This window comes from Lentzea sp. NBRC 102530 (assembly GCF_030269365.1).
Classification (GTDB): domain Bacteria; phylum Actinomycetota; class Actinomycetes; order Mycobacteriales; family Pseudonocardiaceae; genus Lentzea.
This window is the reverse complement of record NZ_BSTF01000005.1, coordinates 1-25,790: the sequence shown is the minus strand read 5'-3', so window position 1 is coordinate 25,790 and position 25,790 is coordinate 1. Positions and strand designations below refer to the sequence as shown.

29 protein-coding genes and 1 pseudogene are annotated in these 25,790 nt (G+C 68.9%); 10 read left to right on the top strand and 20 right to left on the bottom strand.

What is annotated here, in order from left to right; translation table 11 throughout:
* Window positions 1-71: 71 nt before the first annotated feature.
* The 4 genes from QSK25_RS14405 to QSK25_RS14390 form a co-directional block, all read right to left on the bottom strand.
* The gene (locus QSK25_RS14405) at window positions 72-722 is read right to left on the bottom strand and encodes a response regulator (RefSeq protein ID WP_285638736.1); all 651 of its coding nucleotides are present in this window, start codon (window positions 720-722) and stop codon (window positions 72-74) included.
* Window positions 719-2,323, bottom strand: coding sequence for a sensor histidine kinase (locus QSK25_RS14400; RefSeq protein WP_285638735.1), 1,605 nt, complete (start codon window positions 2,321-2,323; stop codon window positions 719-721). Before QSK25_RS14400 ends, QSK25_RS14405 begins: the two co-directional genes overlap by 4 nt.
* Before the next feature lie 72 nt (window positions 2,324-2,395).
* Window positions 2,396-3,205 carry an ABC transporter permease gene (locus QSK25_RS14395; protein WP_285638734.1) on the bottom strand — a complete coding sequence of 270 codons (810 nt, stop codon included), beginning with the start codon at window positions 3,203-3,205 and terminating at the stop codon, window positions 2,396-2,398.
* Window positions 3,202-4,041 (bottom strand): ABC transporter permease, encoded by an 840-nt coding sequence (locus QSK25_RS14390; RefSeq protein WP_285638733.1) that lies wholly within the window; start codon window positions 4,039-4,041, stop codon window positions 3,202-3,204. Before QSK25_RS14390 ends, QSK25_RS14395 begins: the two co-directional genes overlap by 4 nt.
* Before the next feature lie 55 nt (window positions 4,042-4,096).
* Between QSK25_RS14390 and QSK25_RS14385 the strand changes: the two genes are divergently transcribed.
* Window positions 4,097-4,636, top strand: coding sequence for a TetR/AcrR family transcriptional regulator (locus QSK25_RS14385; protein ID WP_285638732.1), 540 nt, complete (start codon window positions 4,097-4,099; stop codon window positions 4,634-4,636).
* Complete coding sequence (locus tag QSK25_RS14380; protein ID WP_285638731.1) at window positions 4,611-5,723, top strand: cytochrome P450; 1,113 nt, start codon at window positions 4,611-4,613, stop codon at window positions 5,721-5,723. Before QSK25_RS14385 ends, QSK25_RS14380 begins: the two co-directional genes overlap by 26 nt.
* Here the strand turns inward: QSK25_RS14380 and QSK25_RS14375 are convergent.
* Together QSK25_RS14375 and QSK25_RS14370 are read right to left on the bottom strand one after the other, a co-directional pair.
* Window positions 5,710-6,840, bottom strand: a complete 1,131-nt coding sequence (locus tag QSK25_RS14375) for a polyamine ABC transporter substrate-binding protein (protein WP_285638730.1) — start codon at window positions 6,838-6,840, stop codon at window positions 5,710-5,712. The genes QSK25_RS14380 and QSK25_RS14375 overlap by 14 nt on opposite strands.
* Entirely contained in the window at window positions 6,833-7,972 is a 1,140-nt protein-coding gene (locus QSK25_RS14370; protein ID WP_285638729.1) for an ABC transporter ATP-binding protein, read from the bottom strand. Before QSK25_RS14370 ends, QSK25_RS14375 begins: the two co-directional genes overlap by 8 nt.
* Before the next feature lie 158 nt (window positions 7,973-8,130).
* On the opposite strand from QSK25_RS14370, the gene QSK25_RS14365 reads away from it, so the two are divergent.
* Window positions 8,131-8,388 (top strand): DUF2631 domain-containing protein, encoded by a 258-nt coding sequence (locus QSK25_RS14365; protein ID WP_285638728.1) that lies wholly within the window; start codon window positions 8,131-8,133, stop codon window positions 8,386-8,388.
* Here the strand turns inward: QSK25_RS14365 and QSK25_RS14360 are convergent.
* Entirely contained in the window at window positions 8,385-9,284 is a 900-nt protein-coding gene (locus QSK25_RS14360; RefSeq protein ID WP_285638727.1) for an NADP-dependent oxidoreductase, read from the bottom strand. The genes QSK25_RS14365 and QSK25_RS14360 overlap by 4 nt on opposite strands.
* Window positions 9,285-9,387: 103 nt before the next feature.
* Between QSK25_RS14360 and QSK25_RS14355 the strand changes: the two genes are divergently transcribed.
* Window positions 9,388-9,750 carry a winged helix-turn-helix transcriptional regulator gene (locus tag QSK25_RS14355; RefSeq protein ID WP_285639369.1) on the top strand — a complete coding sequence of 121 codons (363 nt, stop codon included), beginning with the start codon at window positions 9,388-9,390 and terminating at the stop codon, window positions 9,748-9,750.
* Here QSK25_RS14355 and QSK25_RS14350 read toward each other — a convergent pair.
* Together QSK25_RS14350 and QSK25_RS14345 are read right to left on the bottom strand one after the other, a co-directional pair.
* Window positions 9,737-11,230 (bottom strand): serine/threonine-protein kinase, encoded by a 1,494-nt coding sequence (locus QSK25_RS14350; RefSeq protein ID WP_285638726.1) that lies wholly within the window; start codon window positions 11,228-11,230, stop codon window positions 9,737-9,739. The two genes, QSK25_RS14355 and QSK25_RS14350, sit on opposite strands and share 14 nt — an antisense overlap.
* On the bottom strand, window positions 11,227-12,786 hold the full coding sequence (locus QSK25_RS14345) for a serine/threonine-protein kinase (protein ID WP_285638725.1): 1,560 nt from the start codon (window positions 12,784-12,786) through the stop codon (window positions 11,227-11,229). The genes QSK25_RS14350 and QSK25_RS14345 overlap by 4 nt, the downstream gene beginning before the upstream one ends.
* Before the next feature lie 103 nt (window positions 12,787-12,889).
* Between QSK25_RS14345 and QSK25_RS14340 the strand changes: the two are divergent.
* Window positions 12,890-12,973: pseudogene (locus QSK25_RS14340) on the top strand (hypothetical protein); the annotation flags it as partial.
* A 119-nt stretch (window positions 12,974-13,092) separates the two neighbouring features.
* Entirely contained in the window at window positions 13,093-13,584 is a 492-nt protein-coding gene (locus tag QSK25_RS14335) for a beta-class carbonic anhydrase (protein ID WP_285638723.1), read from the top strand.
* Here QSK25_RS14335 and QSK25_RS14330 read toward each other — a convergent pair.
* A complete protein-coding gene (locus tag QSK25_RS14330; RefSeq protein ID WP_285638722.1) occupies window positions 13,581-14,009 on the bottom strand; it encodes a hypothetical protein in 429 nt (142 codons plus the stop codon). The two genes, QSK25_RS14335 and QSK25_RS14330, sit on opposite strands and share 4 nt — an antisense overlap.
* Before the next feature lie 13 nt (window positions 14,010-14,022).
* Window positions 14,023-14,664: a hypothetical protein gene (locus QSK25_RS14325; RefSeq protein ID WP_285638721.1), complete on the bottom strand. Its 642-nt coding sequence runs from the start codon at window positions 14,662-14,664 to the stop codon at window positions 14,023-14,025.
* A 142-nt stretch (window positions 14,665-14,806) separates the two neighbouring features.
* On the opposite strand from QSK25_RS14325, the gene QSK25_RS14320 reads away from it, so the two are divergent.
* Entirely contained in the window at window positions 14,807-15,766 is a 960-nt protein-coding gene (locus QSK25_RS14320; RefSeq protein ID WP_285638720.1) for a hypothetical protein, read from the top strand.
* Window positions 15,767-15,782: 16 nt separating this feature from the next.
* Here the strand turns inward: QSK25_RS14320 and QSK25_RS14315 are convergent, their stop codons facing one another.
* Together QSK25_RS14315 and rlmN are read right to left on the bottom strand one after the other, a co-directional pair.
* Entirely contained in the window at window positions 15,783-16,259 is a 477-nt protein-coding gene (locus QSK25_RS14315) for a YxiG-like protein (RefSeq protein WP_285638719.1), read from the bottom strand.
* Window positions 16,259-17,365 (bottom strand): dual-specificity RNA methyltransferase RlmN, encoded by a 1,107-nt coding sequence (gene rlmN / locus QSK25_RS14310; protein WP_285638718.1) that lies wholly within the window; start codon window positions 17,363-17,365, stop codon window positions 16,259-16,261. Before rlmN ends, QSK25_RS14315 begins: the two co-directional genes overlap by 1 nt.
* Window positions 17,366-17,559: 194 nt before the next feature.
* Between rlmN and QSK25_RS14305 the strand changes: the two genes are divergently transcribed.
* Window positions 17,560-17,946 (top strand): PadR family transcriptional regulator, encoded by a 387-nt coding sequence (locus tag QSK25_RS14305; protein ID WP_285638717.1) that lies wholly within the window; start codon window positions 17,560-17,562, stop codon window positions 17,944-17,946.
* Window position 17,947: 1 nt separating this feature from the next.
* Here the strand turns inward: QSK25_RS14305 and QSK25_RS14300 are convergent, their stop codons facing one another.
* Together QSK25_RS14300 and QSK25_RS14295 are read right to left on the bottom strand one after the other, a co-directional pair.
* Window positions 17,948-18,925 (bottom strand): aldo/keto reductase, encoded by a 978-nt coding sequence (locus QSK25_RS14300; protein ID WP_285638716.1) that lies wholly within the window; start codon window positions 18,923-18,925, stop codon window positions 17,948-17,950.
* A 20-nt stretch (window positions 18,926-18,945) separates the two neighbouring features.
* On the bottom strand, window positions 18,946-19,689 hold the full coding sequence (locus QSK25_RS14295) for a class I SAM-dependent methyltransferase (protein WP_285638715.1): 744 nt from the start codon (window positions 19,687-19,689) through the stop codon (window positions 18,946-18,948).
* A gap of 96 nt (window positions 19,690-19,785) precedes the next feature.
* Between QSK25_RS14295 and QSK25_RS14290 the strand changes: the two genes are divergently transcribed.
* Window positions 19,786-20,604, top strand: coding sequence for a VOC family protein (locus QSK25_RS14290; protein WP_285638714.1), 819 nt, complete (start codon window positions 19,786-19,788; stop codon window positions 20,602-20,604).
* Window positions 20,605-20,614: 10 nt separating this feature from the next.
* On the opposite strand, the gene QSK25_RS14285 is transcribed toward QSK25_RS14290, so the two are convergent.
* The 5 genes from QSK25_RS14285 to rpsB form a co-directional block, all read right to left on the bottom strand.
* Window positions 20,615-21,469, bottom strand: a complete 855-nt coding sequence (locus QSK25_RS14285) for a phosphatidate cytidylyltransferase (protein WP_285638713.1) — start codon at window positions 21,467-21,469, stop codon at window positions 20,615-20,617.
* A gap of 68 nt (window positions 21,470-21,537) precedes the next feature.
* Window positions 21,538-22,095, bottom strand: coding sequence for a ribosome recycling factor (gene frr / locus QSK25_RS14280; RefSeq protein WP_285638712.1), 558 nt, complete (start codon window positions 22,093-22,095; stop codon window positions 21,538-21,540).
* Window positions 22,096-22,156: 61 nt separating this feature from the next.
* Window positions 22,157-22,867: a UMP kinase gene (pyrH, locus tag QSK25_RS14275; RefSeq protein WP_207310670.1), complete on the bottom strand. Its 711-nt coding sequence runs from the start codon at window positions 22,865-22,867 to the stop codon at window positions 22,157-22,159.
* Between the two features lie 121 nt (window positions 22,868-22,988).
* A complete protein-coding gene (gene tsf / locus QSK25_RS14270; RefSeq protein ID WP_285638711.1) occupies window positions 22,989-23,804 on the bottom strand; it encodes a translation elongation factor Ts in 816 nt (271 codons plus the stop codon).
* Window positions 23,805-23,876: 72 nt separating this feature from the next.
* Window positions 23,877-24,707, bottom strand: coding sequence for a 30S ribosomal protein S2 (gene rpsB, locus QSK25_RS14265; protein WP_285638710.1), 831 nt, complete (start codon window positions 24,705-24,707; stop codon window positions 23,877-23,879).
* A 370-nt stretch (window positions 24,708-25,077) separates the two neighbouring features.
* On the opposite strand from rpsB, the gene QSK25_RS14260 reads away from it, so the two are divergent.
* The gene (locus QSK25_RS14260; protein WP_285638709.1) at window positions 25,078-25,605 is read left to right on the top strand and encodes a M23 family metallopeptidase; all 528 of its coding nucleotides are present in this window, start codon (window positions 25,078-25,080) and stop codon (window positions 25,603-25,605) included.
* Window positions 25,606-25,790 lie beyond the last annotated feature (185 nt).

Genomic DNA, 25,790 nt, shown 5'->3' with positions numbered 1-25,790 from the left:
AAGCTGGTCGTCCGGCGCGAACTCGCAGACCCGGTTCTCGGCTCAACCGGCTTCGCCCACGTTTCCCGCCCTCAGTTCGCGATGCCCGCGTCTCGTGCCATCAAGGCCGCTTGGACGCGGTTCGTCAGACCGAGCTTCGCCAGCAGGCGCGACACGTAGGTCTTCACCGTCGCCTCCGACATGTGCAGCTTCGCGCCGATGTCCGCGTTGGACATCCCCTGCCCCAGCAGCGCCAGCACCTCGACCTCGCGGTCGGTCAGCCCCTCGACGGCCTTCTGCGCCTCCTGCCGCTTCGGCTGCCCGGAGGTCGCCACCATGCCGACCACCCGCGACGTGACCATCGGCGACAGGTAGGCCTCGCCGTTGTTCACCGCCCGCACGGCCCGCAGCAGTTCCTCGGGCGCGGAGTCCTTCAGCAGGAAGCCCGCGGCACCGTCCGACAGCGCGCGCACGATGTTGTCGTCCTCGCCGAACGTCGTGAGCATCACGACCCGGACCGAGGGCGCGACGACGCGGAGTTCCTTCGCGCACGCCAGACCGTCCATGCGGGGCATGCGGATGTCGAGCACCGCCACGTCCACCCTGCGCTCGCGCACGATCTGCAGCGCCTCGCGGCCGTCGCCGGCCTCCGCCACGAGCTCGATGTCGTCGGCGGTGCCGAGGATGGCCTTGATGCCGGCCCGCATCAACGGCTCGTCATCGGCGATGAGCACCCGGATCATTGACCTGTCCTCTGCACGTGGATCTTCTTCTCGACCAGCTTGCCGTCTCGGAAGCAGAAACGCACCACCCGCGTGCCCTTCGCGAGGTACGACTGCTCGTCGGTGATGTGGTAGACGCACCGGGCCCCCGAAGGCTCCGGCGAGGCCTGCGACCTGCGTTCGCCGTCGGCCACCAGCGGTTCGTCGCCGGAGGGCAGCAGCGCCAGCACGTCGGACTCGGACTGGCCGACCTGGATGCGGTCGAGGTTCTCCTGCGAGACGACCTGCGTCACCGGTTGCGCGCCGAGGTAGGTGAAGCCGCCGATGATCACGGCCAGCACCAGGGACGCGCCCGCGATCGAACCGACGCCCGCCCACTTGCGGAAGACGCCCGGCGACACGGTCTCGTCCTGCTCGTCCTCGGGCTCGTCGGGCAGCGGCGTCTCCTCGTACGGCAGCACGGCGGCGATCCGGAAACCACCGGACGGCAACGCGCCGACGTGCAGGATCCCGCCTGCGACGCGCACGCGTTCGGTGAGGCCGATGAGCCCGACACCGGGCGTGCCGACGGCGGAACCGTTGCGCGACGGGTTGTTGCGCACCTCCACCACCAGCGCGTCCGGTTCGTACTTCACCGTCACCTGCACCGCGGCACCCGGCGCGTGCTTCGCGGCGTTGGTCAAACCCTCCTGTGCGACGCGATAGGCGGCGTGAGAGACACGGGACGGCAACGGGTGTGCTTGTCCGCCGCGCACCAGACTGACCAGAACACCTGCCTTGCGCGCGTCGCTCACCAACGAGTCGATGGATTCCGCTGTGCGTGTGGCGGGGTCGTCGTCGGGGCCGTCCTCGGACCGCAGCACGCCGATGATCGCCCGCAACTCCCCCATGCCGGTCAACGCGGCCGAGCGCAGCACCCCGATGGCCTCGCGCTGCTTCTCTCCGAGCGACGGGTCGAGCGCCAGCGCCCCGGCGTGCACCGAGATCAACGAGAGCCGGTGGCCGAGGCTGTCGTGCATGTCCTGGGCGATGCGGCTGCGCTCCCGCAACCGCACCTGCCGTGACAGCAGCTTGTGCTCGCCGCGCATGCGTTCCTCGCGGTCCTGCATGGCCTGCACCAACGCCTCGCGCTGCGCGAGATAACGCCCCACCAGGAACGGCAGCGCCACGCCCACACCGAAGATCGTGACGAGGATGAGCATCCCGTAGGCGGGGTCGATGTCGAGCGGCCGCGCTTCCCAGTCCCACACCACCGTCACGACGACGAACGTGAGCACGGTCGACACGATCGCCTTGGCCCACGACTCGATCCGGCGGCCGGCCGTGTAGCTCAGCACGACCATGATCGCGGGCCCGAGCAACGGGATCGCCGCTCCACCGATCATGGCCGTCGCCGGGAACAGGTGCCGCAGGGGCAGCAGCACGACGTAGATGGCGAAGACCCCGGCGAGCGCCCAGGCCGACGTCTTCGGCTCGGCCCACGGCCCCGGCCACACGTCCAGCAGGATCGCGGCGACCATCACGAGCAGGTCGCCGGCGAGCCGCACCGGCGTCAGGCCGCGGAGCCGGGCCAGGGTGTCGGCGCGGAACGCCTCCGCCCTCGCCCGCACAGCAGTAATCACGCTGCCAAGCTACGAGACGTCCCAGGTCTCGCGCGGCACGCTGGAGTATCGAATCGGCGCGACGAAAGTTGACTACCCGGCCAGCTTCGCGACTGATCCCGCCCTGCGAGCACGCCAGGACGCGAACACCACACCGATGATCAGGAGCAGCGCCGTCGCCGTCACCATCAGCGTCGACAGCGCCACGATCTCCGGCGAGATCCCGCGCTTCGACGCCTGCGCGTAGACGAACACCGGCAACGTCGTGGAGCCGACGCCGGTCAGGTAGGACGAGATCACCACGTCGTCGAACGACAGCAGGAACGCGAACGCCGCGCCCGCCGCCACCGCGGGCGCCACCAGCGGCAGCGTCACGGTCCGGAACGCGACGAACGGCGACGCCCCGAGGTCGGCGGCGGCCTCCTCCATCCGGGCGTCCATCCCGGACACCCGCGACCGCACCACCACGACCACGAAGCTCAGCGAGAACGCCACGTGCGCGAACAGCAGCGCCCCGAACCCCAGCGGGATCCCGGCGAGCTTCACGAAGAACCCCAGCATCGCCACGCCCATGACGACCTCGGGCACCACCAGCGGCAGCGACAACAGCACCGTCCACAGCCCACGGCCGGGGAACGCCCGCCTCAGCCCGAAGGCCGCCAACGTGCCGATGACCGTCGAGATCAGCGCCGACGCCAACGCCAGTTGCAGCGTCAGTTGCAGCGAGGCGAACACGCGCGTGTCGTCCGCCAGCTCCGAATACCACTGCAACGAGAACCCGCTGATGCGCGACAACGACCGTGACGAGTTGAACGACGCGATGGCGAGCCACGCGATCGGTGCGTACAGGAACAGAAAGACGAAGACGACGACAGCGCCGAGCACCCACGGACGACGGTTCACAGCACGTCCTCCCCACGGCGTCCGCGCAGCACCAGCACGGCCACCACCAGCACCAGCAGCAGCACCGCCATCGCCGAACCCAGGGGCCAGTTGTTGCCGCCGCGGAACTGGTCGTCGATCACCGACCCGAACGTCGACTGCTCCACGCCACCGAGCAGCTTCGGCGTCACGAAGTCGCCCGCCGCCGGCACCAGGACCAGCAACGACCCGGCCAGCACGCCGCTCATCACGCCCGGCAGCACCACCCGGAAGAACGTCGACACGCGCCCGTGCCCGAGGTCGTAGGACGCCTCCATCAGCCGCACGTCGAACCGTTCGCACGCCACGTACAGCGGCAGCACCATGAACGGCAGGAACCCGTACGTCAGGCCGAGCACCACGGCGCCGTCGGTCAGCAGGAAGCCGCCGTCGCGGTCGAGGCCGACCCAGCCGAGCACGGTGTTCGCGAGGCCCTCGCCGTCCAGCAACGCCTTCCAGGCGTAGATCCGCGCGAGGTAGCTCGACCAGAACGGGATCAGCACCGCCGCGAGCAGCGCCGTCCGCCACCTCCCGCCGTGCCGCGCGATGAACCACGCCAGCGGGAAGCCGAGCAGCAGGCACGCCAGCGTGGTCGCCGCCGCGTACAGCAGCGTCCGCCCGAAGATCGGCAGGAACGCCGGGTCGAGCGCGGTGCGGTAGGCGTCGATCGTCCACGGCAGCACGGCGCGCGCGACGCCGGTGTCCCGCGTGGCGATGCTGAACTCGACGACCACGACCAGTGGCGCGATGAGGAAGAACCCCAGCCAGACCCCGGTGGGGACGAGCAGGGCGTTGGCTTTCAGCCAGCGTCGGAGCACGGATCGACATCCTGCCACCCGAACCAACGTCGAACATCCGTGTACCGTTGTGAACATGAGTGTTCACCTGCTCCAGACGGCGACGTCTGTGCTGCTCAAGGACCCGACCGCGTCCCTGGGCGACGTCGCACGGGCCGCGGGTGTTGGCAGGACCACACTCCACAAGCGCTTCCCGACCCGCGCGGCGCTGGTCCGCGCGGTCGCGAACGACGCTCTAGACCTGATCGACTCGGTGTCCTGCCAGGTGGACTTCGACCGCGACGACGCGATCGAGGACCTCATCACGCGCCTGGTCGCGCTCGGCCCGCGGGTGGAGTTCCTGCTCCGCTTCCCCGGCCTCGAACGCGACGCGGAGCTGCGGACCCGCATCGAGGCGATGGACGAGCCCGTGCTCGACCTGATCACCCGGCTGCAGGGGACGAAACTGCGCCGCGACCTGCCCGCGTGGTGGATCCTGCACACCCTCTACGCCGGGCTCTTCAACGCCTGGGAGGCGATCAGCTACGGCCGTCTGGCGCCGCTGGACGCTCCCCGGTTCGTGCTCACCACGGTGTTCGAGGGGGTAGCAAGTGCTGGAGCAACTGACCGGACATGAAGACCCGCACCCGATCTACGAACGGTTACGCGCGCACGGCCCGCTGACGCGCGACGGCGGCATGTGGCTCACGACGAGCCACCCGCTGGCCAACAAGATCCTGCGCGACCGCCGGTTCGGCGTCCGCTTCGCCGACGGCAGCTACCCGGCCAACGGGAGCCTGCTGCCCGAGTCGTTCCTGGAGCAGGACCCACCGGACCACACGCGGCTGCGCCGGCTCGCCGCGCCCGCGTTCAGCCCGAAGAAGATCGACGAGTACCGCACACGGGTGGAGAAGGTCGCGGACTCGTTGCTGGACTCCGACGAGTTCGACCTCATCACGGACTTCGCCGCGCCGTTGCCGATCTCGGTGATCAGCGACCTGCTGGGCATCCCGGACGCGGACACCGCCGAGTTCGCCGACTACGGCGCGCTCGTCGCCGCCTCGTTCGACAGCGGCGTCACGACCGAGATGGCCAACGCCAACGACCAGGTGCTCGCGCTGTTCGACCGGCTCATCGCGCAACGCCGCAGGACGCCCGGTGACGACGTGATCAGCTCGTTGGTCGCCGCCGAGGCGGACCAGAAACTCACCCCGGAGGAGATGCTCGGCACGCTGGTGTTGTTGCTGGTCGCGGGCTTCGAGACGACGGTGAACCTGATCGGCAACGGCACGCGCGCGCTGCTCGAGCACCCGGCGCAGTGGAAGCTCTTCAAGGCCAACCCGGAACTCGCGCCGGCCGTGGTCGAGGAGACGCTGCGGTGGGCGCCGCCGGTGCAGCTGACCAGCCGGATCGCGCACGAGGACGTCGACCTGATCGGCAAGGACGAGATGGTCACGGTGCTGATCGGCGCCGCGAACCGCGACCCCGAGGTGTACCCGGAGGCGCACAGGTTCGACGTCATGCGCGTGCACAAGCCGGAGCACCTGGCGTTCTCCAGCGGCATCCACTACTGCCTGGGCGCCACGCTCGCGCGCATGGAGGGCGAGGTGGCGTTCCGCGCGCTGGCCAGGAAGATGCCCGAGCTGCGGCAGACGGGCCCGCTGAGGTTCCGCGACTCCGTGGTGATCCGCGGCATCAGGAACTTCCCGGTCAGCCGGTCTTGACCTTCGTCCAGGCGTCCGCGTACAGCGCTTCGGCGTCGCCGCCGAGGTCCTTGGTGAACGGGAGCTTCGCGAGCTGCTCGTCCGGCGGGTAGACCACCGGGTTGTTCAGCAGTTCCTTGTCCATCAACGGCTTCGCGGCGGCGTTGGGGCTGCCGTACCGGACGGCGTTGGAGAGTGCCGCACCCGCTTCCGCACCCAGGATGTGGTCGATGAACCGGTGCGCGTTGCCGGCGTGCGGCGCGTCCTTCGGGATGACGAGGAGGTCCACGTAGGACAGTCCGCCCTCGGACGGGATCGCGTAACCGATGTCGTCGTTGGTGTCACTGGCCTGGAACGCGTCACCGGAGTACGACTGCGCGAGCCGCACCTGGCCGGAGGTCAGCGGTTCGATCACGTCCGAGGTGATCTGGCCGAGCTTCTTCTTCAGCGACAGCAGGAAGTTCGCCGCGTCGTCGATCTGCCCGGCGTCCGTGGTGTTCGGGTCGTGACCGAGCTTGAGCAGGCCGATCGCCATGCCGTCGCGGGCCTCGTCCAGGATCGAGCTGCGGCCCTGGGCGTTCGGCAGGTCGAACGCGTCGAAGCTCGTGACCTCGCCGCCGATCTGCGACTTCGAGTACGCGAGACCCGTGGTGCCCCAGGCCCACGGCACGGAGAACCGGTTGCCGGGGTCGTACTCGGCCTCGACGAACCGCTGTTCGAGGTTGCGCAGGTTCGGGATCGCGTCGTGGTCGAGCGGCTGGAGCAGGCCGGAGCGCAGGAACCGCCGCAGGAAGTTGTCCGACGGCACCACCAGGTCGTAGCCCGCCTGGCCGGACGCGATCTTGGCTTCCATCTCGTCGTTGGTGGAGAAGTTGTCGTAGGTGACCTCGATGCCGCTGATCGAGGTGAAGCCCGGCAACGTCTCCGGCGCGATGTAGTCGGTCCAGTTGTAGAAGTTGAGCTTCGGCTCGTCGGTGAGGTTGACGGCCTTGCCCGCGCTCGGGCCGCCGGTGTTCGTCGGCGCCGGGCCGACCGCGCAGGCGGCCAGCGCGAAGAACGCCATCGAGCCGAGCATGGTGCGCCGGGTCACCCGAGGGCTGTCGACGTCCCACAGCCGGGCGATCCGCAGCTCACCCATCGCCGGACTCCAGCAGCACGGTGAACTCGGGGTCCCACGCCATCCGCACGGTCTGGCCGGGCGCGCCCGCGTCGTCGATGCGCTGAGCGTTCTGCACGAACGCCGTCAGCACACCGCCCGGCGTCTCGACCACGAACTGCGTCGACACGCCGGTGTAGACGACGTCCTGGACGACCCCTTGGAGCACGCACCAGCCCGTCGGCGGCTCGGCGGTCTCGTTGAACAGGTGCACCTTCTCGGGGCGCACGGTCGCGGCGACCTTGCGGCCGTGCGCGACGCTGCCGGAGAACTTCGCCCGCAGGTTCGTCGCGCCCGGAGCCGTCAGCGACACCAGCCCACCGTCCACACCGGACACCTCGGCGTCGAGGATGTTGGACGTGCCGATGAACCCGGCGACGAACCGCGTCGCCGGCCGTTCGTAGACGTCCTCGGGGTAGCCGACCTGCTCGATCTTGCCCGCGTTCATCACGGCGATGCGGTGCGAGAGGACCAGCGCCTCTTCCTGGTCGTGCGTGACGTACAGGAACGTCGTGCCGACCTCGCGCTGGATGCGCATCAGCTCGATCTGCAACTCCTTGCGGAGCTTGGCGTCGAGCGCGCCCAGCGGTTCGTCGAGCAACAGCAGCTGCGGACCGGCAGCGAGCGCACGGGCGATGGCCACGCGCTGCTGCTGACCACCCGAGAGCTGCGTGGGCCTGCGTTTGGCGAACTGCGACAGCCTGACCAGTTCGAGGTGCTCGCCGACGCGCTTCTTCAGCTCGTCGCCGCGCACCTTCTTGCGCTTGAGGCCGTACGCGACGTTGTCCCACACCGACATGTGCGGGAACAGCGCGTACGACTGGAACACGGTGTTGACGTCCCGTCGATAGGGCGGGACGCCCACCATGTCGTTGCCGTCGAGCTCGATGCGGCCCTCGTCCGGGTCCACGAACCCGGCGATCATGCGCAGGACCGTGGTCTTGCCGCAGCCGGACGGGCCGAGCACCGAGAAGAACTCGCCCTCGTGGACGTTCAGCGAGATGCCGTCGACCGCCACCTGGTCGGAGAAGCGCTTGCGCACACCGTGGAGACCGATCTCGACGGGGGCGAACGTGTCCGGGGTGGAGGCCTCGGCGGGAGAGAAGCCGGTCAAGGGTCGAGGCGCCTTCGCAGAGATCGAACGGGTGGGCCGGGCAGAGCCTAATGCCGTCCGACCTCGCCCGTCAGTCGTGCGCGCGCGACCTCACACATCCGCGCTGACCCACATGTGCGACGATGACCTCGTAATCCGGATGAGCAGTGGAGGAAACCGTGGCCACGTCCTCGGAACTGGACAAGCGTCCTGCCGTCGACCCGCACGAGGAGCCGTCGCACGAGTGGGGCTGGCACGGCCAGCTGCCCAAGGGCACGCGCATCGCCGGTTGGCTCTCCGCGATCTTCTGCTTCCTGATGCTGATCGGCAACCACCACGGCCAGACCGAGAACATCTGGCTGGTCGCGTCGGGCGTCTCGATCATCGCCCTGCTGGTGTGGGACGCCGCGCGCCGCAAGAAGCCCTGGCGCCGTTAGTCGATCTCCAGCACGATCTTGCCCTGGGTGCGGCCCGTCTCGCCCAGGGCATGTGCTTTTCCGGCCTCGGCCAGCGGGAACGTCGCGTCGACGTGCACCCTGAGCTCACCCGACTCGACCAGCGCCGTGATGGCCTCCAGGCCCGCGCGGTCGGGTTCGACCAGGATCGGGCTGGTCCTGATGTCGTCGCGGATCGGCCTGTCCACTCCGGACGGCACGCCGACGAACAACCCGCCGGGCCGCACCGGCGCCGGTGACGCACCGCCGACCAGGTCCACGAACAGGTCGACGTCGGTGCCCTCGTAGTCGCCCTTGGTGTAGTCGACCACCTCGTCGGCGCCGAGGTCCTTCAGGAAGGCGTGCTTGGGCTCACGCGCCGTGCCGATGACGTGCGCGCCGTGGGCCTTCGCGATCTGCACGGCCAGGTGGCCGACGCCGCCCGCCGCGGCCGTGATCAGGACCTTCTGGCCCTTCTGCACGTCAGCGGTGTCGATGAGGATCTGGTGGGCGGTCAGCGCGGCCAGCGGCAGCGCGGCCGCCTCGACGTGGGTCAGGCTCTGCGGCTTCTTCGCGAAGTGCCGCGACGGCGCCGTGACGTACTCGGCGTAGGCGCCCGCGGCACGGGGGAACCACGGCATGCCGTAGACCTCGTCACCGGGCTTCAGGGTCGTGACGCCGAAGCCGACCTCCTCGACCACGCCGGAGACGTCCCAGCCGTTGATGAACGGGAACGTCTGCACACCCGCCATGCCGCTGCCCGCGCGGGTCTTCCAGTCGACCGGGTTGACGCCCGCCGCGTGCACCCTGACCAGCACCTCCGTCGGCAGTGGGGCAGGCTTCGGGACGTCGGTGAGGGTGATGGGGCCGCCGAACTCGTTCTGGATGATCGCTCGCATGCTCCCAAGCATGAGAGACCAGGTCTCTGAGAGCAATTAGGCACTATCTTGTGCACTAGGTACCTGATAGAAACCATCTGTGATCAGGGACGTTTATCTCAAGATGTGCCCGTGCCGCGACCTGCTGGACATGGTCGCGTCCAAGTGGACGGCGCTGGTGATCGGCGACCTCGAGGACGGGCCGCGCCGGTTCGGTGAGCTGAAGCGCCGGCTGGAGGGCATCAGCCAGAAGATGCTCACGCAGACGTTGCGCACTCTCGAACGCGACGGGCTCGTCACGCGCACGGTGTACCCCTCGGTGCCGTTGCGCGTCGAGTACGAGCTGACCGAACTCGGGCGCAGCGTCACCGAACCGCTGGCCGCGCTGCGGTTGTGGGCGCAGCGCAACTACGAGTCCGTGGCCGAGGCGCGCGAGACGTTCGACGCCTCGGAACCCGTCGGCCTGGAGCCCGCTACGGCCCGCTGAGCACCCAGCCGAGCTGCCCGTCGCGGTGCTCGCCCTCGCAGTTCGCGTCGAGGGCGTCGAAGTGCCGGCTGCCGTTGTCCCTGGTGCAGCGGTAGAGCGGCACGACCTGGCCCTCGGCGGGCGGCGTGGTGAAGATGAAGCCGAGCAGGCCGACGTTCTGGTGCCGGTCGCAGTCGGCGTTGACGGCGGTCATGTAGTCGCCCTGGTCACCGACCTTGCACGCGTACAGCTCGCGGGTGCCCTGCTCGTAGGTCTCGGCGAGCCAGCCCGCCGGGCCGTCCAGCTTCGAGAACTGGCCGGGCTTCGGCGCGAGCGGCGAGGCGGTGAAGTACCACCTGCCATCGTTCCAGCGCTGGAGTGCGACGGTCTTGCGCTGGAGTTTCACCGGCGGCGGAGGTGGCTGGGCCGCGGTGGACCTCGGCGTGCTCGCCTGGCTCGACGGTGGTGCGCTCGACGCGCTCGATGACGACGGAGCGGCACTGCTGGACGCGGTCTGGCTCGACTCGGTCGTCGTGGTCGTCACGGCGCTCTGCTGGGCCGCGGTCGTGACCGGCTGGTCGTCGGGTCTCGTGAGCAGGAACGCCACCAGCGCGATCACGGCGGCGACGGCCGCCCCGGAGCCCGCGATCAGGCCGGTGCGCCGCTTCTTCGGCGCGTCCTCGAAGTTCTCCCTGGTCGGGGTGACGAACGTGGTGACGGGCTCGATGACGACCGTGCGTTCGGACGGCGACCCCAGCCGCGCGCGGACCTGGGCTGCGGTGAGGCGGTGCACCGGGTTCTGGTGCAGCAGCCCCGTGATCACGTGCGCGAGCGGCCCGCGAGCCCGCTGGATCACCGGCTCCTCGTACATGATCGCGTGCATCGTGGCGGCCGTGGTGTCCCTTTGGAACGGTGAGCGGCCCTCGATCGCGTGGAACATGGTGGCGCCCAACGCCCACAGGTCGCTCGCCGGCGACGGGCGTTGTCCGGCGAACAGTTCCGGTGCCATGTAACCGGGCGAGCCCATGATGCCGCCGGTAGCGGTCAAGCCGGGGTCGTCCATCGCGCGGGCGATGCCGAAGTCGGTCAGCTTCACCGTGCCGTCCGGCGTCACCATGATGTTGCTGGGCTTGACGTCCCGGTGCACGATCCCCGCCGCGTGCGCCGCTTCGAGCGCGCTCAGCGTCTGCAGGCCGATGCTCGCGACCTCGTCCTCGGTGAACGTCCGGCGCGCCACGAGGTCGGTCAGAGTGGGCGCCTCGACCAGTTCCATGACGATGTACGTGACGCCGCCGTCCGTGACGACGTCGTGGATCGCGACGACGTTCGGGCTGTTCAGACGGCCTGCCGTGCGCGCCTCGCTGAGCACCCGCTCGACCTCGGTCGTGCGCAGCTCCTTGAGCGCGACCCGGCGTCCGATGACCTGGTCCTCGGCGAGCCAGACCACGCCCATGCCGCCCCGGCCGAGTTCGCGGACCAGGCGGTACCGACCCGCGATCACCGGACGGTCCAGCCGAACTGGAACTCGGGCTGCTGCCCCTCGCAGTTCGCGTGGATCGAGTCGAAGTGCGTGCCCTTGAACAGGCACCGGTACACCGGCAGCGCGGGGACGTCCGCCGGCTGGTGGATGAAGACGTAGCCGAGCTTGCCGAGGACGGTCTGGCCCTCGCAGTTCGGCTGCGTCGAGGTCATGTGGTCCTCGGAGTTGATGAGGCGGCAGGCGTAGAGCATCCGGGTACCCGGTTCCTCGTTCACCAGGAGCTTGCCGAGGCCGCCGGTGTCCTCGACGCTGAAGCCCGCGGGCGGGCCGAGCTGCGGGGTGCCGCTGTAGTGGAAGGCGGTGCCGTTCTTGATGTACCGCGTGAACGCGACGGTCTGGCGCGGCGGTTTCGATTGCGTCGTCGTCTGTTGCGGCGGGGGTGCCTGAACGGGCTGCGACGCCTGGCTGGACGGCGGTGCGGAGCTGCTGCTGGGTGCCGCGCTGCTGCTGCTCGCCGGTGCGCTGGAGGCCGTGCTGCTCGTGGTCCCGGTCGGCTGGGCCGAACTCGCGCTCTGCTGAGCGGACGCGATTCCTTGCTGTGCATCGGGTTTGAGGACGAAGACCGCGACGAGCGCGATCACGACGAGCGCGGCCGCCGCACCCGCGAAGACACCGATCTTCTTGCGCGACCGGGGTTGGTCGTCCCAGTCCGCGTGCGTCGGCGTGCTCGGGGTGACGTAGCTGGTGACCGGTTCGATGACGACGGTCTGCTCGGACGGCGTGTGCGGCTTGACCACCGTCGTCGCGCCGCTGAGCCGGAGCTTGAGCTGCGCGGCCGTGAGCCGGCGCGTGTCGTCCTGGGTCAGCAACGCCATGATCGTGTCGGCGAGCGGTCCGCTGGTCCGGTGCAGGACCGGCTCCTCGTACATGATCGCGTGCATGGTGGCCGCGGTCGTGTCGCGCTGGAACGGCGAACGGCCCTCGACGGCGTGGAACATGGTGGCGCCCAACGCCCACAGGTCGCTCGCCGGCGAAGGCTGCTTGCCCGCGAACAACTCCGGCGCCATGTACCCCGGCGAGCCCATGATGCCGCCGGTCGCCGTCAGCCCGGAGTCGTCCATCGCGCGAGCGATGCCGAAGTCCGCGAGCTTCACGCGTCCGTCGGGCAGCACCATGATGTTGCTGGGCTTGACGTCGCGGTGCACGATCCCCGCCGCGTGCGCCGCCTCCAGGGCGTTGAGGACCTGCAGCCCGATGTCCGCCACCTCGTCCTCGGTGAGCTGCCTGCGGGTCATGACCTGCGAGAGCGTGGGCGCCTCGACCAGCTCCATGACCAGGTACGTCGCGCCGTGCTCGACGATGACGTCGTAGATGCCGACGACGTTCGGGCTGTTCAGACGCCCTGCCGTGCGTGCTTCGCGGAGCACCCGTTCGGTCTCGGTCGTGCGCAGCTCCTTGAGCGCGACCTGCCGTCCGATGACCTTGTCCTCGGCGAGCCAGACGACCCCCATGCCGCCCCGGCCCAGCTCCCGGATCGTCGCGTATCTGCCCGCGACCAGCCTCGTTTCTTCCCCCACGTCGCGGCATGGTAGCCGCACGGTCGTGTCGGCCGGTTCCCTGTCCGGCTCTGTCCGCTGACAGCGCGTGCCGGGTTCACCACCGTTCGAGAAGGTCTGGACCGCGGCGGGCGGCTCGTCCGCCGACGGCACGCGGTTGCAGATCTGGACGTGCACGGGCGGCGCGAACCAGAACTGGACGCTCTAGGGATGTGTCGGCCCCCGCTTGTGTCTGGGTGGGGGCCTTTCCCACCTTTCGGGCGCTGTTGCAGGTATGCGCATACGACAGTTTGCTCACCTATACATCCAGGTGAGAGGACTTGAACCATGTCGGTGACCGACGAACTGCTCGCCAACAACGCCACCTACGCCTCCCAGTTCTCCGGGCCGCTGCCGCTGCCGCCCGCCAAGCAGGTGGCCGTCGTGGCGTGCATGGACGCCCGCATCGACGTGTACCGCGTGCTGGGCCTGCAGGAAGGCGAGGCGCACGTCATCCGCAACGCCGGCGGCGTCGTGACCGAGGACGAGATCCGGTCGCTCGCCATCAGCCAGCGCCTGCTCGGCACGCGCGAGATCATCCTCATCCACCACACCGACTGCGGCATGCTGACGTTCACCGACGACGAGTTCAAGCGGTCGATCCAGGACGAGGTCGGCGTGAAGCCCGCGTGGTCCGCCGAGGCGTTCGGCGACCTGGAGGAGGACGTGCGGCAGTCGATCTCGCGCATCACCGGCAACCCTTTCGTGCCGGTGAAGGATTCGGTGCGCGGCTTCGTGTTCGACGTGGCGACCGGCGCCCTGACCGAGGTGAAGCCCTAGAGGCTGGCCCAGCAGTAGAGCCGCTGGCCGCTCTCTTTCGCCTGCACGGCAAGGGTTTTGAGGTCTTTCAGGATCTCGGCGAGCACCATCGGGTCGAACCCCTCCAGTTCCTCGATCCCGGCCCACCGCACCGCGACCCCGTCCAGGTCACCGGCGTCCGCGAGCCCGTCCCGCAGGCCGTCGGTGACCGTGAGGACCAGCACGTCGCCGCCGTGCTCCATGGCGACGTCGTCACCCCACCCGGGGTCGTCGCAGATATCGTCGTACGGGCGCCCGGTGAGCAGTTCCTCCAGCTGTCCCATCACGACCGCGGGGTCGAGCGACTTCGTCTCCACCGTCGGGAACCGCCGCACGGGTCCACCCAGGACCACGGTCGCGGCCTCGTCGTCCGACGGCGCGGTGAAGTAGTCGTACAGGACGCCCATTTTCGTTGCCCCCTCAGGCGTGCACGCGATGTTCTTCGCAGTACACCACGTGCAGCCACTTCCAGTGCCACAGGCTCTCGGTGATCTCCGCGCAGCAATGCATCCCGGGGTCCTCGTGCATCTGCCGCGGGCCGTCCTCGACCAAGTCCTGCAAGCGCAGTCCCTCGAAGTTGAACGCCCGCGCGCTGCCGACGACGAACGCGGTCTCGCCGACGATCTCGCCGCGCAACAGGTCCCTGTTCTCCCGGTCGTAGCGCCAGTCGTAGTCGTCCACCGGCCGGAAGCCCCTGCAGTCGAACGTGTGCGGCCGCCCGCCCCGCAGCCTCGCGCGCACGTCCTTCCACTTCGACAGCCGGAACCCCAGGCTGTGGTGCATCAGCACCAGGTCCAGAAACGGCCCGTCACTCCACGAACACCGCGGATCGCTCTGCCTCAGCGGCAGGTGCACAAGCGTGCGCGGCGACCGCATCGCGATCTCCCACGCCATCGCGACGGTCCGCGCCCCCTCTTTGTCCACACAGGACTCGACGCCCGCATACCCCTCGTACAGCGGTGCGTGCTTCGGCGGCCGGACAGGCTGCACCACGCGGTACTCGTCCTTGCCCAGCCGCACGTTGCTGACGAGCGTGCGCCAGCGTTCCCCCTCGAGTTTCATCGCAGGCAACGCTAGAGCGCTGCTCCACCCAGGGCTACAGATTTACGCACTTCCCCCAACCTGATGAAACTCTGCGTAACCGTCCGATCACGCTGCTATGTTCCGAACGATTGCACACCACGTCTTCAGGGGGATGATGACGTTGAAACGCAAGCTCTCTGGCCTCGTCGTGATCGGGGTTCTCCTCGCACTGGTGTCGCCGGTCCCGGCGCAGGCAGCCGAACGCCCGGGCGGCAAGGAGAGTTACGCCGTCAGCATCGGTCAGGTGGCGCCGGAAGGCACACCGCCGACGGGCAAGGAGTTCGCCAGGCTCGCGATGTACTACTTCGCCCTCGACGGCACCGTGCGCGAGGCGTTCTGGTTCTGGAGCTGGAACATCGGCTACCCGGCCGCCACCATCGCCCCGACCTCGGCGGGCTGCGACAACTGCAAGATCCACACCGCCGGCGGCTTCCAGAACGGCGCCGAGGTCAAGGAGTTGCGCGGCACCTACACCGTCACCGGCGACAAGCTGGCCATCACCTGGAGCAACGGCTCCACCGAGAACTGGACGGTGAGCCGCCCGGAGACCGGCATCAGCGTGATCGCGCTGACCGGCTCGAGCTACGGCGCGAACGTCGGCAAGGGCTACGGCAGCAACGTCAGGACCACCGTCTCCGTGCCGCTCGACGACATCCCGAAGAAGCGCTACCCCGGCGAGTTCCGCTACAACGCCTGGGACGCCAAGAACGAGAAGCTGACCTCGGACTGGGGCACTTCGGGCATCAACCTGCAGGAGTTCAAGAAGTGCAACGGCAACTGCCTCAGCGCCGCGATCGCGGTGGCGGACGGTTCGACCGCCTGCTCGGCCTGCAAACCGGGTGAGCAGAAGGCCGTCCGCTACTACCTGGCGTCCGACGGGGGCCGCAAGAACTACTACGAGCACTTCTGCACGTGCCTGCTGCAGGGCGGCAACACCTGCTACGCCGGCGGCTCGCACCTCAAGCCGCAACTGCAGGTGATCGACGACGCGCAGCAGTTCCGCGGCTGGGTGGGCATCGAGGCGCAGAACCGCATCGCGAACCGCGGCACGCTCGGCGTCCACTGGTACACCGACGTCTGACCGTCAACGCGTCGGGTCAGGTCACCGCGAAAGGCACATGACCTGGCTCGACGCGGTCGACCACCAGGTCAGCGAACACCAGCGTGATGTGGTGCCCGTTGGCCTCGACCACCACCTCGTGCATCGGCATCCCGAGCCGCTCGGACCACGTGGCGGCGGCTGCGGAGTCCGCGACGAGCTTCGCGCCGGGGTAGAGCACCTGCCAGCGCACGCCCCAGACGTACCCGTCCAGGTCGTCCCGGTCCTCCCAGCCGTCGACGAACGCGTCGTCGAGCGACCCGCGCCACGTCTGCGGTGCCACCGTGGTCGTGACGGCGGCGTGAACGCAGTGCTTGAACCGGTACCGCAGGTGTTCTGGCGGGATGCCCGTGACGGGATCGGACGTGACGTGGACGAAGACGTCGTAGTCGCGCAGGTAGTCGGTGAAGCCGTGGAAGACGAGCGCGTGGTCGAAGACCTCGTCGAGGGCGGCGCCGATCTGCGCGGCGTCCATCAGCCTTCGGCAGCGAGCTGACCGCAGGCCGCGGCGATCTCCTGCCCACGGGTGTCGCGCACGGTGCACTCGACGCCCTGCTCCCGCACCCGCCGCACGAACTCCCGCTCGACGGGCTTCGGCGACGCGTCCCACTTGCTGCCCGGCGTCGGGTTCAGCGGGATCAGGTTCACGTGCACAAGCTGGCCGAGGTGCTTGCGCAGCTTCTTGCCGAGCAGGTCCGCGCGCCACCCCTGGTCGTTGATGTCGCGGATCAACGCGTACTCGATGGAGACGCGGCGACCGGTCTTGTCCGCGTACCCGCGGGCCGCCTCCAGCACCTCGGAGACGTTCCACTTCGTGTTGACCGGCACCAGCGTGTCGCGCAGCTCGTCGTCCGGCGTGTGCAGCGACACCGCGAGCCGCACCTGGAGGTTCTCCTCGGTCAGCTTCTTGATCGCCGGCACCAGGCCGACGGTCGACACGGTGACGTGCCGCTGCGAGATGCCCAGACCGTCCGGTGCCGGGTCGCAGATGCGGTGCACGGCCTCGAGGATCCGCTTGTAGTTCGCGAGCGGCTCGCCCATGCCCATGAAGACGATGTTCGACAGCCGGCCGGGGCCGCCGGGCAGGTCGCCGTCGCGCATCGCGGCGGCACCCATCCGGACCTGGTCCACGATCTCCGCGGTCGACAGGTTGCGCTGCAGGCCACCCTGGCCGGTCGCGCAGAACGGGCACGCCATGCCGCAGCCCGCCTGTGAGGAGATGCACAGCGTCGCGCGGTCCGGGTAGCGCATGAGGACGGACTCGATGAGCGTGCCGTCGTGCGCGCGCAGCAGCGTCTTCGCTGTGGTGCCCTCGTCGGTGGTGACCTTGCGCACGACCGTGAACAACGGCGGCATCAGGTCGGCCACCAGCTTGTCGCGCGTGGACGCCGGGATGTCGGTCATCTCGGCCGGGTCGACGGTCAGACGGCTGAAGTAGTGGTTCGACAGCTGCTTCGCCCGGAACGGCTTCTCACCAAGGGCCGCAACGGCTTCCGCGCGTTGGGCGGGCGAGAGGTCGACCAGGTGGCGCGGCGGCAGGCCGCGCTTGGGCGCGTCGAAGACAAGGGGAAGCGAAGTCATAGCACACCCAGTGTCCCACGAAGTTCGCCGGACCAAGACCGTTGCATCGCGATAGCTTCCGATATATCGTTAACGACATGATGATGAAACCACACCACAGAGAGCACCACCACAGGCATCGCCGCGGTCCCTTCGGGGGCGGCGGCAGGGGCGGCCGCCAGAGGCGCGGCAACGTCCGGGCGGCGGTTCTGTCCTTGCTGGCAGAACGGCCGATGCACGGCTACGAGATCATCCAGGAGATCGCGCGACGCACCGGCGGCGTGTGGAGCCCGAGCCCCGGCTCGGTCTACCCGACGCTGCAGATGCTCGCCGACGAAGGCCTCGTCGCCGCGAACGAGGAGAGCGGCAAGAAGCTGTTCACCGTCACCGAACACGGCAGGGCGGAGCACACGGCCCCGCCCTGGCACGACATCGACATCCAGCTCGACCCGGTCGACGGCGAACTGCGCACCGCGGTCCGGCTGCTCGGCGCCGCGATGGAGCAGATCTCCCACGCGGGCACGCCGGAGCAGAAGACCCGCGCGGCCGAGCTCTACACCGAGTTGCGGCGCAAGCTGTACGCCATCCTCGCCGAGGAGTGACCTACCACCGGTCGTGCACGTGCGGCCGGATCAGCTCGTCGTAGACCTCGGTGACGGCCTTGCCGTCCACCGGCTCCAACGACGCCGCGTGCGAGTTCGCCCGCGCCTGCTCCACGTTGCGAGCACCGGGAATCACCACCGTGACGCCGGACTGGTCCACGATCCACCTGAGCGCGAACTGCGCCATCGTGGCCCCCTCCGGCACCAGCGGCCGCAGGCGTTCCACCGCCTCCAGGCCGACCTCGAACGGCACGCCGGAGAAGGTCTCGCCGACGTCGAACGCCTCACCGTTGCGGTTGTAGTTGCGGTGGTCGTCCGCACCGAAAGTCGTTGCCTTGTCGTACTTCCCGGTCAGCAGACCGGACGCGAGCGGCACCCGCGCGATGATCGCCACACCGGCCTCGGCGGCCGCGGGCAGCACCTGCTCGAGGGGCTTGTGCCGGAACGCGTTCAGGATGATCTGCACGCTGGCCACGTGCGGACGCCTGATCGCCTCCAGCGCCTCCTCGACCTTCTCCACCGACACGCCGTAAGCAGCGATCCGTTGCTGCTCCACCATTTCGTCCAAGGTGTCGTACACCTCGTCGCGGCTGTACACCGCGGTCGGCGGGCAGTGCAGCTGCACGAGGTCCAGGGTGTCGACCCCCAGGTTGCGGCGGCTACGGTCGTTCCACGCGAGGAAGTTCTCCTTGCTGTACCCCTCGCTGACCTGCGCCGGCAGCCGCCGCCCCATCTTCGTGGCGACGAAGATCCCGTCGTCCTTGCGCTCCTTGAGGAAACGCCCGACGAGCGTCTCGCTGCGACCGTCGCCGTAGACGTCGGCGGTGTCGAAGAAGTCGACCCCCGTGTCCGCCGCGGCGTGCAGCAACGCGAGCGCGTCGCTCTCGTCCACCTCGCCCCAGTCGGCGCCGAGCTGCCAGCAGCCCAGCCCCACGACACCGACCTGGCGGCCCAACCTACCTGCGTTTCGCGTCTCCACGAACCGAGCCTAGTCGCGGATCACACGATCAGCCCGGCTGGCTTGCGCCGCACGTGCACCCGGTAGCCGACGGGGAAGCTCAGCCCGGCCACGGAGGCGATCGCGCGTTCGGCGACCTTCTCGGAGAACTCGATGCGCAACACCGCCTCCAGGTCCTCACGCCGCTCGAACCGCCACTCGGCCGTGACGCGCCGGAGGGAGAACCCGTTGTCCGCGAAGAACTTCTCGACCACCACGGGGTCGTAGCGCGGTTCGTCGGCGCGCAACCACGGCCCGTACGGATCGGCGAGCCCGTCCAGGTCCACGATCACCAACGCCCCGCCCGGCCGCAGCACCCGGTCCGCCTCACGCAGTCCCGGTTCACATCCGGGCCCGAAGAAATAGGCGGTGCGGGCGTGCACGAGATCTGCGGAAGAGTCGTCGAGCGGCAACCCCTGCGCGGGTCCGGAGACCGCGCGTGCATTCGTCAGCGAAGCAATTCTGCGCTTGGCCCGCGCGACCAACGGCGGGTGCGGTTCCACGCCCGTGACAGATTTCGCGGTCTCCGCGAACAACGGCAGATGAAATCCATCACCGCAGCCCACGTCCACGACATCACGCCCGCCAAACGGACATTCTTCGCGTATCGCCGCCCAGATCGCCCCGTGCGCGTCCTGCGCGCGGTTCTCGACCTCGTACACGTCAGGCCAATGCCAGATGTTCGGACTGGGCACGACATCTGCCGGACGCACCGCGTTCAGCGCCGCCCGCACGAATCCCCTCACAAAAGCCACTGTAGGGCTTCCATTTGTCATTGACCGTACGAATTCGTCCAATCACGGCGTAGCGTTGTGGCATCTCTCCCCCTGCAGGAGGCGTCAGTGTCGATCGCGCCCAACACACCCCAACTCGCGCCGTTGCTGTCCGGAAGTCCGTGCTGGGTCGAGAGAACCGTCGACGACCTCAAGGGCGCGATCGAGTTCTACACAGGCCTGTTCGGCTGGCACTACGCCGACGACGCGGGCTACACCGTCGCGATGGTCGACGGCATCCCCGTCGCCGGACTGCCCCAGGGTGATTCGGAAGCGTGGCGGTTGTACCTGGTCACACCTCATGCGCGGGCCACTGCGGAGAAGGCCTTCCACCTCGGCGGCACGGTGCTGCGCAACCCCGAGGACGCCGCCGACCACACGCAGAGCACGGTGATCGCCGACCCGACCGGCGCCGTCGTCGGGTTCCGGCACGTACCGCCGGACTGGCGGTTCGGCATGGGCGGGCATGGTTCCTACGCGTGGGCCGAGCTCAACACCCGCGACGGCGCGGCGGCCGACGAGTTCTTCGGCGAGCTGTGCCACTACGACATCACGCAGATCGGCGACGGTCACCGGCTGGACTACGCGTCGTGGTCCGTCGAGGGCACCGAGGTGATCGGGCGGCAGAAGATGGGGCGCGAGTTCCCATACGGAGAGCGCTCCCACTGGATGGTGTACTTCAACGCCGCGCCGGAGATCGGCACGGACTCGGTGGCGTACCGGGTGCTGGAGCTCGGCGGCCGCGTGACCGTCGAGCCCTACGACACCCCGTTCGGACGCATCACCGTGGTCGAGGACCACGCGGGAATGGCGTTCTCCGTGATCGACCAGTCCCGCGTGATCGAGGCCGAGCCGCGCACCGAGGTGGACGACCCGTTCGACGACTAGCGCGGGCCGGCTACTGCACGAAGAGGTGCAGCAGCAGCCAGGAGACGACGGCGGACGGGAGGAGCGAGTCCATCCGGTCCATCAGGCCGCCGTGGCCGGGCAGCAGCGTGCCCATGTCCTTGATGCCGAGGTCACGCTTGATCAGCGACTCGACCAGGTCGCCCGCGGTGGCCGTGACGACCAGCGCGGCACCGAACAGCACGCCGTGCCACCACTGGCCGTCCAGCAGCGTCGTCAGGGTGATCGCGCCACCGACCATGCCGGCGACCAGCGAACCCCCGAAGCCCTCCCAGGACTTCTTCGGGCTGATCGACGGCGCCATCGGGTGCTTGCCGAGGAAGACGCCCGCCGCGTAGCCGCCGACGTCCGAGAGCACGACACCGATGATGAACGCGAACACGCGGCCCACGCCGTCGTCGGGAACGACGAGCATGGCCGCGAAAGCCGCGAACAACGGCACGTACGCGACGGTGAACACCGAGGCGCTCAGGTCGCGCAGGTAGCCGTCGGAACCGCCCCGGAACCGCCAGATCATGCACACCAGCACCGTGACCACGAACGCGGTCATCATGCCGGTGCGCTCCAGCGGCCAGGACAGCCAGAGGATCGCCTGCCCGCCGATCAGGGCGGGCCAGAGGGCGACGGTGATGCCCGCCTTCTTGAAGGCGTTGGCGATCTCCCACGTCGACACCGCCACCGCGGCGGCGACGATGCCGATGAACGTCTCCTTGACGGTCAGCAGCGACGCGATGATCACCGCGCCGAGCCCGACGCCGACGAGGATCGCCGCCCGCAGGTCACGTCCCGCGCGCGACGGCTTCGACGCGGGCACGTCCGCGGGACCGCCTGCCACCTGTGCTCCCATCAAGACCTCCGCCCGGCCAGGGCCATCACGCCTGCCGCGACTCGGCCGGGCGAACCATCAGAAGGGGATCAGACTTCGAGAAGCTCGGCTTCCTTGTGCTTCACGAGCTCGTCGACCTGGGCGACGTACTTGTGGGTGAGAGCGTCGAGCTCCTTCTCACCACGAGCACCGTCGTCCTCGCCGACCTCGCCGTCCTTGACGAGCTTGTCGATCTCTTCCTTCGCCTTGCGGCGGACGCCGCGGACGGAGACGCGCGCGTCCTCGCCCTTCTGCTTGGCGACCTTCACCATGTCCCGGCGGCGCTCCTCGGAGAGCTGCGGGATGACGATGCGGATGATCGAGCCGTCGTTGCTCGGGTTGACGCCCAGGTCGGAGTCCCGGATCGCCTTCTCGATGGCGTTCAGCTGGCCCGCGTCGTACGGCTTCACGACCGCCATGCGCGCCTCGGGGACCGTGATGCTGGCCATCTGGTTCAGCGGCGTCATCGAGCCGTAGTAGTCGATGTGGATGCGGTTGAACATCGAGGGAGTCGCACGACCGGTCCGGACGGAGGAGAGGTTCTCCTTCGCCACCGAAACCGCCTTTTCCATCTTCTCCTCGGCGTCGAGGAGGGTCTCGTCGATCACGACTGCTCCTTGCTCTGCGTGTTCGTGCCCAATTCCCGGTCCTGGAGAGATCCCACCAGGTCTAGAAGGCCGGACGGCCACCGGGGGTGCTGACCAGAGTGCCGATCTTCTCACCACGCACCGCGCGAGCGATGTTGCCCTCGGTGAGGAGGTTGAAGACGAGGATCGGCATGTTGTTGTCCATGCAGAGGCTGAAGGCCGTGGCGTCGGCGACGTTGAGGCCGCGCTCCAGCACCTCGCGGTGGGTGATGTTGTCGAACATCAGCGCGTCCGGGTCGATCTTGGGGTCGGCCGTGTAGACGCCGTCGACGGCCTTCGCCATCAGGACGATCTCGCAGCCGATCTCCAGCGCGCGCTGGGCGGCGGTGGTGTCGGTGGAGAAGTACGGCAGGCCCGCACCGCCGCCGAAGATCACGACGCGGCCCTTGTCGAGGTGGCGCATCGCGCGGCGGGGGATGTAGGACTCGGCGACCTGCGTCATCTGGATCGACGTCTGCACGCGCGTGTCGATGCCGTGCTCGCGTTCCAGGAAGTCCTGCAGCGCCAGGCAGTTCATGACCGTGCCGAGCATGCCCATGTAGTCGGCGCGCGACCGGTCCATACCGCGTTGCTGGAGCTCGGCCCCGCGGAAGAAGTTGCCGCCACCGATCACGACGGCGACCTGCACGCCGGAGCGGACGACGGCCGCGATCTGCTTGGCGACCGTCTGGACGACGTCGGGATCAACTCCGACGCCACCGCCGCCGAACATCTCGCCACCGAGCTTGAGCATCACCCGGTTGTAGCCGTGGCTACCTTCTTCGCTCACAGGTCCTCTCCTCGCGCCCTGGGAAACTGGTGTGGACACGCCAAGGGCGGGGTCGCTGGTACGTGCAACCCCGCCCTCATGCGAATCAGCTCTGGCCGACCTCGAACCGAGCGAAACGGGTCACCGTCACGCCGGCCTCGTCCAGAAGAGCCTTGACCGTCTTCTTGCTGTCCGTCACGGAAGCCTGCTCGAGGAGCACGACGTCCTTGAAGAAGCCGTTGACGCGACCCTCGACGATCTTGGGGAGCGCGCCCTCGGGCTTGCCCTCCTCGCGAGCGGTCTCCTCGGCGATGCGGCGCTCGTTGGCGACCAGCTCCTCCGGGACGTCCTCACGCGTGACGAACTTCGGACGCATGGCGGCGATCTGCATCGCGGCGCCCTTCGCGACCTCGGCGTTGTCACCGGTGTACTCGACGAGCACGCCCACGGCGGGCGGCAGGTCGGCAGCGCGCTTGTGCAGGTAGACCGAGACGGTGCCGTCGTAGTCGACGGCCTTCGCCAGCTCGAGCTTCTCGCCGATCTTGGCGGAGAACTCCTGGACCAGCGCGTCCACGGTCTTGCCGTCGACCTCGACCGCCTTGAGGGCGTCGACGTCGGCGACCTTGTTCGCCTTGGCGATCGCGACGATGTCGTCGGCCAGGGCGATGAAGTCGGCGTTCTTGGCCACGAAGTCGGTCTCGCAGCGCAGCTCGACCATCGCGCCGTCCTTGACGGCGACGAGGCCGTTGGACGTGGTGCGCTCGGCGCGCTTGCCGACGTCCTTCGCGCCCTTGATGCGCAGGATCTCGACGGCCTTGTCGAAGTCGCCGTCAGCCTCGTCGAGCGCCTTCTTGCAGTCCATCATGCCGGCGGCGGTCAGCTCGCGGAGCTTCTTGACGTCCGCGGTGGTGTAGTTCGCCATCGTTTTCCTTCTGCGATGTACGCGCTTAGGTCACGAGGTGCCCGCTGGTTCGCGGGCACCTCGTGGGGGAGATCAGGACTGGACGGGCTGCTCGGCCGGGGCCTCGGCCGCGGGGGCCGCGTTGTTGGTGAGGAGCTCCTGCTCCCACTCCGCCAGCGGCTCGTCGACAGCGACCTCGGGCTTGTCCTGGCCCTCGGCGGCGTCGCGGCGAGCACCGGAGCGCTGCATGAGACCGGCGGCGGCGGCCTCGGCCACGACCTTGGTCAGCAGGGCGGCGGAACGGATCGCGTCGTCGTTGCCCGGGATCGGGAACTCGACCTCGTCCGGGTCGCAGTTGGTGTCGAGGATCGCGACGATCGGGATGTTCAGCTTGCGAGCCTCACCGACCGCGATGTGCTCCTTCTTGGTGTCCACGATCCACACGGCGCTGGGCACCTTGGACATGTCGCGGATACCGCCGAGCGTGCGCTCCAGCTTGTCCTTCTCGCGGTTCATCATCAGGATTTCCTTCTTGGTGAAACCCTGGAAACCGCCGGTCTGCTCCATCGACTCGAGCTCCTTGAGGCGCTGAAGCCTCTTGTGGACCGTCGAGAAGTTGGTGAGCATGCCGCCCAGCCAGCGCTGGTTCACGTAAGGCATGCCGACGCGGAGCGCCTCGTTGGCGATGGCCTCCTGCGCCTGCTTCTTCGTGCCGATGAACAGGATCGACCCGCCGTGCGCGACCGTCTCCTTGACGAACTCGTAAGCCCGGTCGATGTAGGTCAGCGTCTGCTGCAGGTCGATGATGTAGATGCCGTTGCGCTCGGTGAGGATGTAGCGCTTCATCTTCGGGTTCCAGCGCCGGGTCTGGTGCCCGAAGTGCACGCCGCTGTCGAGCAGCTGCTTCATGGTTACGACGGCCATGGCCGGTTCGCACCTCATCTGTAGGACGCGCGAGGTCTCGCCTTTGCGCGTCAGTCCGGTTGTCGCTTCCGGCCTGTTCGGCCTTCCGCCCTGGTGCCACCGCCTCGGCCCGCACCCGCGGCGCATCTCTGCACCGTCAGGACCGTCGGACGTCGTGACTCGACCACGCTGAACCAGCGGGTCGGATCTGCGTTGGCACGCGAAGTCGTCCCGCGCACAGACGGGACGCGCCCGAAAGTCTACTCCGACCCCCCGTCAAATCTCGAATCGCCCCCCGCACCCCCACCCGACTTGTCCACAACCGGCGAGTAATCCACAGATCCCAGATCCCCGCTGGTCCCCGAGGTCCCCACCCCCCAACGTTGACCCCATGCCCCTCCTCCCCACCACACTCCTGACGACGGCCCTCCTCCCCGGCACCCTCGCCCTGGCCCTCGCCGCACCCCCGACCTCCCGCCACACCTGGCCCCTCCCGCCCCCGCACCAGGTGGTGCGCACCTTCGAGGCCCCCACGACCCCCTTCGGCCCAGGCCACCGGGGCGCCGACCTGGCAGCCCCGGCAGGCACCCCGGTCCTCGCGACAGCCGACGCCACCGTCGTCTACGCGGGCGCCGTAGCAGCCAGAACCCTCGTGTCCCTGCAACACCCAGCGGGCCTGCGCACCACCTACGAACCGGTAGCGCCCACCGTCACCGCAGGCCACAAGGTCCGCCAGGGCGACGTCATCGGCCACCTCCAGGCGGGCCACTGCCCCACCACCCCGTGCCTGCACTGGGGAGCCCGCAAGGCCGACACCTACCTGGACCCGCTCCGCCTGGTGAGCACAGGCAGAGTCCGCCTCCTCCCCCTGCCCCCGTCGCCCCCCAAGACCCCAGCCACCCCACCGAGAGGCGGCTGATCAGTCCCGCGCCGCGGTGACCCCGGACACCACCGCAGGCGCTGCAGCGGGCGCTCCCGCCGACCTCCCCCGGCGGTGGAGCACCGGCGCGACCCCGTTGCGCGCCGAAGCAGCCCGCCAGGGCGGGCCGGGAGGCGGCCACTCCCCAACACGGCCAGCCTCCCGGCCCACCCACCCACCCACCC